The sequence below is a fragment of the Domibacillus sp. 8LH genome (assembly GCF_038806185.1).
GTDB lineage: Bacteria > Bacillota > Bacilli > Bacillales > Domibacillaceae > Domibacillus > Domibacillus indicus_A.
The window spans coordinates 105,746-115,011 of the sequence record NZ_JAVJNG010000014.1 but is presented as its reverse complement, the minus strand read 5'-3'; the positions used below and the strand labels follow the sequence as shown (position 1 = coordinate 115,011).

The following is a 9,266-nucleotide window of genomic DNA, read 5'->3' as shown; positions in this document are numbered from 1 at the left end:
TCCCATCTGTCCGCTCGACTTGCATGTATTAGGCACGCCGCCAGCGTTCGTCCTGAGCCAGGATCAAACTCTCCAAATAAGTTTGACTTGCTCATTTGTTTCTATATAGATGACGGGCATCTCCTATAGAAGTTTAATTCTTAAAACGTTGACGTTTATTTTGTTCAGTTTTCAAAGATCAATTTCAACTATCACCTCAAGAGGCAACTAAACAATCATATCATTTATAAAGTGTAAAGTCAACAACTTTTTAATCAAAATATGATTCGAATTAATCATTGTTTAAACTAAAACTTACTTTGGTAACTGCCGTTTTTCAGCGACAGGAATAACAATATATCATTTTTAAATTTAATCAGTCAACAGTAATTTTTGGCATTTAAATTACACCAATATAATCATAGTTACGGATTAAATATTGTTGTTTTCATCGCTGTCTTAGCGACGGATTAATAATATAACATGGCTTGTTCTCTATTTCAATAATCTTTGTTGCTGTTTTTGTTACCTCGTTTACCTCATTATTCAGGAGACCTTTCATTACTGAAACCTCCGATCAGAAGAATGAACTGCATTTTTTATGGAAAACTAAAGATCAAGATGTAACAAGCTTTTGCTCTTAAGAGCAAAAGCACAGATGATTACAGGAACATCAAAATGATGGAAAAGGTTTCTGCAAACATCCTTTTTCAGGAGTGATGTTTTTTATAGATAGCAGCACAAAAAGCAGCCCACATACGAGGCCGCTTTTTGTGCGCAGTCACTTGTGATCTTTATGATTAACCTGTTCTTTGTTTCCTGATTCCCGCTAATCATCAGTATTTCACAAATATCCTCTTCAGCAAGCGTTGACGACGGTTTCCCTTTCGAATCAATAGTTTCTCCAATTAGATGCCTCTTTTTCCCTTGCAGTTCATTCGTTTTTTCCTCGATCGCACCACTGGCAACAAGCTTAATGACCTATACATCATTGCCTGTCCACAACAACCGCTTTTAACTTCCGAGGCAAATTTTTTGAATTCGCTTAGCCAGTTATGCATTAAAGATGATGGGGAAACAATAAGGACTCAGACTGTAGACAAATTGGTATAATGATTCATGTTTGCTTACCCAATTTATACTTGATTATGGGCTGAACTTAAAAAGCCAAGGCTTTATATAAAAGCACTTGGCTAAATGCAGCATTTGTACATTGCTCTCCGAAAGTAAGCGTGGATACGTTTCCTTACTTACTTTCTTTCCAGATGTCTTTTAATTTCCAAACATTTAAATCCCCAATTTGAACGGTTCCATTTTTAGCATAAAACTGGAGGCACAAACTTGATGTATGCGGGTAAATTCGGCTAGTTAGTACATTAAGTCCATCATTAGCAAATACTTCGACAGATGAACGATCTAGATAAACGTGCAGCGACAACGTCCCCTCTTTTAGTTCTACCTTACTTTTCCGAACTCCGTTTACTCCCTTACCGGCCTTTTCACGATCAATAAATAATTTGGAGGATGGAACATCAAAACCTATCACTGTTTCCTCTGTTCCATCTTGGTTACATCTAAGTTTTAACCCAAACTCAGATGCTGTCACATCTTTCAACAAAAAATCCACCTTGATTTCAAGCAGCTCTTCTTTTATTCCCGTCTCAATACTTTCATTATTAATTTTATCAATAAACAGTTCAATGGATTTTTCGCGAAGTTTTTCTAGTTCTGAAACAGGGTTCATGGCTATTTTCTCATCAGACGTTAAGGAAAGTTCACGGGGAAGTGTTAGAGTACCGGCCCACCCATGCTCTTTTGTCGGCATTGGAGATTCCCACATATCCATCCAGCCAATAGCAATACGTCGTCCCTGATCGTCAATTAACGTTTGAACAGCATAAAAATCATGTCCATAATCTAACTCTTGAAATTCACCATGTGAAAATTCGAGTGTATCATAATTAAAATCTCCCACAATATAACCTGTTTGGAACAGATTTTGATATTTCTCGCCTTCCGCTTCTATTCCTTGCGGTGAAAATAACAATACATGTTTCCCGCCAATTTCAAAGAAATCGGGGCACTCCCACATGTAGCCTTTTGTTCCCTCACTTTCAGCTAAAACACCAAGATAATCCCACTGTCTCAAATCTTTTGATTTATAAAGAATAACTTTTCCGATATCTTCTTTTCGAGTACCTACAATCATATACCAGTGATCTTTGTGTTTCCATACTTTTGGATCTCGAAAATGTCCAGATCCTTCTTCAGGATGTTTTGAAATAACCGGATTTGCAGCTTCTTTTATGAAATGAATCCCATCAGTGCTTGTTGCAATGCATTGTGATTGATCGAGTATATCTTTTTCACGGTCAACAAATATATTTCCTGTATAAATTAATGTCAGTACTCCATTATCATCAACCGCGCTGCCAGAAAAACAACCATCTTTCTCATATGCCTCGGTTGGAGCAAGAGCGATCGGTAAGTGTTTCCAATGAACTAAATCTTTGCTTTTTACATGTCCCCAATGCATCGGTCCCCAATTTTCATTATACGGATGGTGTTGATAAAACACATGGTACTCTCCTTTGTACTGGATCAAACCGTTCGGATCATTGATCCAGCCTGCAGGCGCCATAATATGATAACCTAGTCGATAACAGCCCTTCACTTTTTCCTTAGCGTTTCTGATTGCCTCTTCTGCTTGATGAAGTTTGTTTATTTTTAACATACTCTCATCTCCTTATATAACTTGTTGTGATTTTTCTATATTTACATGTAAGCCTTTGCTTTTTTTGAGTACTTAATAAAGTAAAGATTGAAATGATTGTGAAAACTAAAACCAATCCTCCCATTACCATATAAGAATAACGGAAGCCGATACTATCGTACATTACACCTGCAATTGGCGAAAGAATAGATTCACCAATCTGTTTAGCGAATTGGAAGCCTACCAGATATAGTATAGAAGATAGGCGTGTATCAAAGTTTAGTGCCAAGTATTTAAAAATAGCAATTAGCATGATAGGCAATTCTAACGCATGGATTAATTTCATAGCTGAAATGCCAATCGGTTCTACAGCCAATCCAGAACCGATAATTCTCAGGGCCATTAAAAAGCCTGCCAAAATCAAACTGTTTTTGGCGCCAAGCTTATTTACAATAAAAGGTGCAAAGAACATAAAACCAGCTTCTAGAAATACTTGGAATGAATTTAGATATCCAAATATTTGATTACCCAAGGCTTCAGTTGGGAATAGCGATGAGTAATAAAGCGGGAATTGTTGATCGTATACTCCGTAGATACATGCTACGCCAATAACATACAACATTAAGAACCAGAAATCCTTTAAGAGAAAGAGCTGACCAACATCCTTGAATGTAACAGAATCGGCTTTCTCTAGTTCTTGGTTTGTTATTTCTACTTTTACAGACATAATAATGGCCACTAATATAACTGCCGAAACAGATGCAACCCAAAAGTTGATATTCGGATTTATATTAAATAATTGTCCCGCAAAAAAGGTAGCTGCTGCCCATCCTAGCGAGCCCCACATTCTTGATTTTCCGTATTCAAAGCCATACTTACGACTAATTTTTTCAACATACGATTCGATTGCACCAATTCCAGCCAAAAAGGCAGTTCCTAAATAGAGACCTCCGACTATTGCGCCCAATATCACGTTGTATTGTAATAACGGTCCATAAACATAAATATAAAAGGGTCCGACAAATACTAGCAAAATACTGATAAAAAATAAGATATTCTTCCTTAAGCCTATTTTGTCAGAGATATAACCATATAAAGGCTGCATACACAGAGCAAAGATAGCGTTTACAGAAAAGATTATACCGGTGGCTGATCCACTTAAATTTAATTCTTGTCCTAACCAAATGGAAAATAAAGAATAGCTAGATGACCAAGTAAAAAAGAAAAAGAAAAAGTACGCACTTAGCTTCCAATACAAACTTTTTGAATCTTTCATTTTAATGTCTCCTTTAACTAAAGATATAAAATGCTTTGTTATAATTGTGCTTACAATGTACTTGTGATAGATTACAGGTTCCATTGCAACAGAGCAATATAGACTTAGAAATGATCTCAACCGGTTGAAATGCCAATGCTCAATGTATTTATTAATCCTGCTACATCTTTATTGTAAGCAGTTTGAAACGCTTTCAAAACGAGGTATTCCTCTTATTTATGTTTAAATTTTTATGATAAGGCTTTCAAAATTTCTTTCTCATTTCAGCTGGATCATTGTGCAACACGGGGACTCTGTGGGGAGTAAAAATATACAAAAAAGAGCAGAGAATATCTTCTGCTCTTCGTTTAAATATAGCTTTCTTAGTTCATAGATAAATTACAAACGAGAGGGGGAGTTATGTTGAAAGTCAATAAACTCTAATACCTTTTGTTTCGAAGGCATTGATTGAACGGCTCCCTTAACTGATGCTGTTAAAGCGCCGCTGGCATTTGCAAAAGTTAGTAACTGCTTGTAATTTTCTTTTAATTTTTTGGATAGGTTATCATTAGAAACTTCTAATAATGCCAGCTCTGCTAAAAATCCACCCATAAAGGCATCTCCAGCGCCTGTTGTATCTACTGCGTTTACCGTAAATCCTTTGATTTCAAATTCTTCACCACTTTTTAAGTACAAGATGGCTCCTTGCTTTCCTTTTGTATAGAGAACCGCCTTGACAGACCCGATGAAAAGAGATTGAATAGCCGCTTTCTCTTCTTCGATTGCTGTAATAAAAGAAAGTTCTTCATCAGATACTTTTACAAGGTCTGCTAAAGGCAAAAATTCCTGGATTGTTTTCTGGCAGCTTTCAGCATCTGGCCAAAGAGCTAAGCGTACATTCGGGTCAAAACTAACAATGCCTTTTCTGTTTCTCACAATCTCAATTACTTTTTGATGGGTTTTTTTCATAGAATCTCGTATTAAATTAACGGATCCAAAATGTAGCATATCGCCTTCGCGGAACCACTCTTCCTTTATTTCCTCAGAAGAAAGCAATAAATCCGCAGCGTTTTGTCGATAGAAGGAAAAGCTTCTTTCTCCATCCTGATCAATTGATACAAATGCAAGACCCGTTTCTCCTTGAGTTGAGCGATAAAGGTAAGAAGTGTCAACCCCATGGGATACAAGTACCTCGAACAAATATTCTCCAAAATGATCACTCGCTAGTTTGGTTAACATCACTGAATGGCCACCATATTTAGAAACAGCGACAGCTACATTCATCGGTGCGCCGCCAGCCATCCGTTCGAAACCTGTTACTTCTTTTAAAGAAGTGTTTTTCTGGATAGGAATAAAATCAATTAATGCTTCTCCAATACAAAATACATTTTTCAAATTTTTCACTCCAAACAAGGAACAAGTTTTGACGCTTGTTCCTTCTTTTATTCGTGTTTTACTCGGGCTCTTGCATTTTCTAAGGGATAGAGTAGAAGTTAATCATGCTTAAGCCGCAGTGTTTTATGTCTCTCCAGACGTTCAAAAGAGCGTAAAGAAAAACGAACTGTGGCATAAGAAAATAAAATAAAACTAAACAGCATTAATACTGGGGAAATCCAAAACAATAGGCTGGCTGCAACCCAAAATAATAAGATTCCACAGGCAGTCTGAAAATCTAAAAAAGCTACAATAAATGAGGTCTTCAGTAAATCTAATCCTGTTTTTTTGTAATGAATCATACATGGAAATAAAGCAGTACTAACAAGCAGCCAGATTAAACAAATCGTTCCTACAAAAGAAACCAGAACTATATTCCAGCCTGATGGCAAGTGAAATACAAAGAATAAATCAGCGGCCAGTATAACACCAACTACTAGCCAGCTGTTTCCGACGAGAAACCCTTGCTTGAAATGAAGCTGGAAAAATCGAAAGAAACCGCGGACCACACTGTCATCTCCAGTTGCCTGCCAATCTCTTAAAACAGCCAGTACAGCAGCCGTACTGGGGCCAATTGTGATAAGAGGCAGGCAGCCAATTAACCATAATACATTCAAGATGAGAACATTAGCCACCGGCTTCATCAATCCCGCTGTTTTTCCATTCCAACCGTTCATTTTGTTCATCCTTTCACGCCGCTTGATGTAATCCCTTGAACATAATATCTTTGGAAAAATAAGAAGATTAAAATCACTGGAATCGTGGTTAAAGACAGAGCAGCCATAATTTGGCCGTATTCAATATTATTATCAGTAAACAAATACTGAACACCAACTTGAACAGTACGAATCGATTCATCTGTTGCCACAATGAGCGGCCACATAAAGTCGCTCCAATGAGTAACAAATGTTAAAATAGCGGCCGTCGCAAAAACAGGCTTAGAATTCGGGACAATAACTTTCCAAAAGGTTTGCCAAGGATTGGCTCCGTCCAGCATCGCCGCTTCTTCCAGCTCCTTCGGTATTCCCATAAAAAACTGACGGAACAAAAAGATGTTAAATGCGGAGGCAATAAACGGCACAATAAGCGCCGGATATTCATTGATCCAGCCGAAGTTATTAACCACAATATACAAAGGAATCAACATACTCTCAAATGGCACTACATATAAAGCGATAATTAATACCAAAATTAAATCACTGCCTGGGAATTTAAGTTTTACTAAAGCATAGGCACAAAGTGAATTGACAATGAGACCGAAAATGACAATCATACTCACGGAGAATAAGCTATTCCACATATAATGAAAGAAATGAATCCGGTCTGAAAATAAAATTTGTGAATAGTTACTAAAGGTAATCTCTTTTGGCAAAAAAGCTGCAAGCCCCATATCTTTAAAAATCATAGTCTCTGGCTTTAGTGAAGCAACAATCATCCAGAGAAGCGGTGCAATAAATAGAAAGCCCAGTATAAGGATCGCTACTGTAGTGATGACTTTTCCTGCTTTCTTTTTTGTTTGATGCCGCATAATTCTTTCCCTCCTTACTGCTTTAATACTTTCTTTAAGATAAGTGATGAAATGAGAACAATGAAGAAAAATACGACAGCAATCGCGGATGAGTAGCCGACATCCCGGAATTGAAAGCCGTTTTCATATAGCATAAAGACCAAAGTTTTCGTCGAATCACTAGGACCGCCGTTTGTCATTACGTATGGCTGGATAAATAATCGAAATGCTTGGATCGTCGTAATAATCAGCACAAATCCTGTAACGTGGCTAATGGATGGAAGTGTGACATTTCGAAACTTCTGCCAGACACTTGCCCCGTCCATTTCGGCTGCTTCATATAACTCCTCTTGCACTTCTTTCAAACCAGCTAGAAAAATCATCATTTGAAAGCCCGCTGCCTGCCACACTGACATAAAAATAATGGAATTCATTGATTGGTCTGCACTTAATAGAAAGGGCTGGTTTTCAATACCAAAAAAATTTAACGCATGATTAATCAAGCCGCTGTCCACGTTGTACAGGAAAGTCCATAAAATAGCGACAACCACCATGGAAGTCACCACAGGGCTAAAAAAGAAAACACGTCCGAGACTTGCCACCTTTACTTTCTTGTTGACCAAAATAGCCAGTCCTAATGCCACAGCGCTTTGAATAGGTACAACTAGTGCAGTAAAGTATAATGTGTTTTTTAATGAAGTAAGAAAGATCCCATCTTGAAAAAGACGAATATAATTATCAAATCCTGTAAATTCTTTGCCGTCTGGATTCAACATATTGTAGTTCATAAAGCTGTAACCGAAAGCCAGCATAACCGGTAAAATCAGAAACGTAAACAGCAGTACCAGGGCTGGAAGAGAAAAAGCAATACCTAGCCAGCGTTTTTGTGTTTCATATGTCAGTGTTTTTCTTTCCACTTGTATGGGCGTAACGGTTTTTTCCACTGTCTTCACCTCTTTTTATTGAAAAGGCAATCATGGAAAATGATTGCCTTTTTTGTTTATTAGTTTTTTCGATCAATATCTGTATCTACTTCTTTGGCTACTTTATCTAGCTCTTCTTGCACATCGCCACCAAGGAAAATATTTTGAACTGCTTGTCCATATTTAGTAGAAAGAACAGGGTAAGAAGTAGTTAATGGACGCGGATGCGCTGTTTCTAACACTTGGTCTTTTAATACGTTTAACGGTTCTTTATCCCATTCAGCCAATTCTGCAAATGCATCAGTCCGTGCCGGCGGCTTATCTTCAACAGCTGCCAATTTCAGAACATTTTCTTTTGTATGGATAAAATTTAAAAGTTCAGCGGCTGCTTCTTTATCTTTCGCACTTGTTGAAACGCCCCATGCCCAGTCACCTGATGGAGATACTTGTTCCCCATTTGGACTTTTCGGATAATACGTAATGCCCCACTCTGTGTCTGGATAATCTTTTAGCTTTGCCCACTCCCATGAACCCATTAGCATCATGGCTGCTTTTCCATCTTCAAATTCTGTTGGAGTTGGCTGTAAATTAACAAGTCCTTCTTTTGTGAACTTCTGCAAATATTTCAAAGCTTCCACTGTTTTCGGTCCGTTTACATACCCATCTGCTTTTGATCCATCTTCTGCAATAAAGCTGCCGCCATTGCTCCAGACAGTAGGTCCGGTAAAGTAAATGATCCATTCGCCGTAATCAAGTGTCCAATTGACACCGTAAATTCCCTTCTCTTTATTGGTAAGCTTTTTGGCTGCTGCGTAAAATTCATCCCATGTCCATGCTTCTTCTAACGTTTTGGGCGGCGTAATCCCTGCTTCTTCCAGCATTTTCACGTTGTAGAACAATGCTACTGTCGATTCCATCGGTGAAATGGCATATAGCTTGTCTTCAAATGTCCCCTGCTTAATAACAGAGTCAACAAACTGATCCTGCTCTTCAATCATTCCATCAATTGGCTGAATAATACCAGCGTCCGCGTAGTTGGCTACATTTGGTCCGTCCATTGCTACCAAGTCTGGCAGTGTATTGCTAGTTGCGGCCGCTGAGATTTTATCTTCGTAAGCATATTTATTTCCTCGGGGAATAAATTCAATCTCCGCTTCAATCTCACCGTCATGCTCTTTATTGAATGCATCAATGACTTCTTGATAAGCAGCGCTCGTATTGCCTTCCGGATACCAAAGCGTTAGTTTTGTTTCTCCATTGCTTCCTTCGGCACTTTTATTATCCTCTTTACCACAGCCACTTAACACACCGATAGACAACATCGCTGCTGTGCTCAGTACTAACAATTTCTTCATCTGTATTTCCCCCTGTCTTTCTTAAAGCGTTTTCATATATTCATTTTAGTTTAAGGTAAGCGTTTTCAAAATGAGGTAATTCTATTTTTTATGTTGAAAT

The 9,266-nt window shown here is 37.9% G+C and carries 7 protein-coding genes and 1 rRNA gene; all 8 read right to left on the bottom strand.

What is annotated here, in order from left to right; translation table 11 throughout:
- Positions 1-79, bottom strand: a 16S ribosomal RNA gene (locus RG959_RS16015); the annotation flags it as partial.
- A 1,146-nt stretch (positions 80-1,225) separates the two neighbouring features.
- Entirely contained in the window at positions 1,226-2,713 is a 1,488-nt protein-coding gene (locus RG959_RS16010; protein ID WP_342797960.1) for a glycoside hydrolase family 32 protein, read from the bottom strand.
- A 4-nt stretch (positions 2,714-2,717) separates the two neighbouring features.
- Positions 2,718-3,968, bottom strand: a complete 1,251-nt coding sequence (locus RG959_RS16005; protein WP_342797959.1) for an MFS transporter — start codon at positions 3,966-3,968, stop codon at positions 2,718-2,720.
- Positions 3,969-4,346: 378 nt separating this feature from the next.
- Complete coding sequence (locus tag RG959_RS16000) at positions 4,347-5,351, bottom strand: carbohydrate kinase family protein (RefSeq protein ID WP_342797964.1); 1,005 nt, start codon at positions 5,349-5,351, stop codon at positions 4,347-4,349.
- Positions 5,352-5,440: 89 nt separating this feature from the next.
- A complete protein-coding gene (locus RG959_RS15995) occupies positions 5,441-6,067 on the bottom strand; it encodes a YesL family protein (RefSeq protein WP_342797958.1) in 627 nt (208 codons plus the stop codon).
- On the bottom strand, positions 6,064-6,909 hold the full coding sequence (locus RG959_RS15990) for a carbohydrate ABC transporter permease (protein WP_342797957.1): 846 nt from the start codon (positions 6,907-6,909) through the stop codon (positions 6,064-6,066). Before RG959_RS15990 ends, RG959_RS15995 begins: the two co-directional genes overlap by 4 nt.
- Before the next feature lie 14 nt (positions 6,910-6,923).
- Positions 6,924-7,832, bottom strand: coding sequence for a carbohydrate ABC transporter permease (locus tag RG959_RS15985; protein ID WP_342797956.1), 909 nt, complete (start codon positions 7,830-7,832; stop codon positions 6,924-6,926).
- A 59-nt stretch (positions 7,833-7,891) separates the two neighbouring features.
- Positions 7,892-9,166, bottom strand: coding sequence for an ABC transporter substrate-binding protein (locus tag RG959_RS15980; protein ID WP_342797955.1), 1,275 nt, complete (start codon positions 9,164-9,166; stop codon positions 7,892-7,894).
- Between the last annotated feature and the right edge of the window lie 100 nt (positions 9,167-9,266).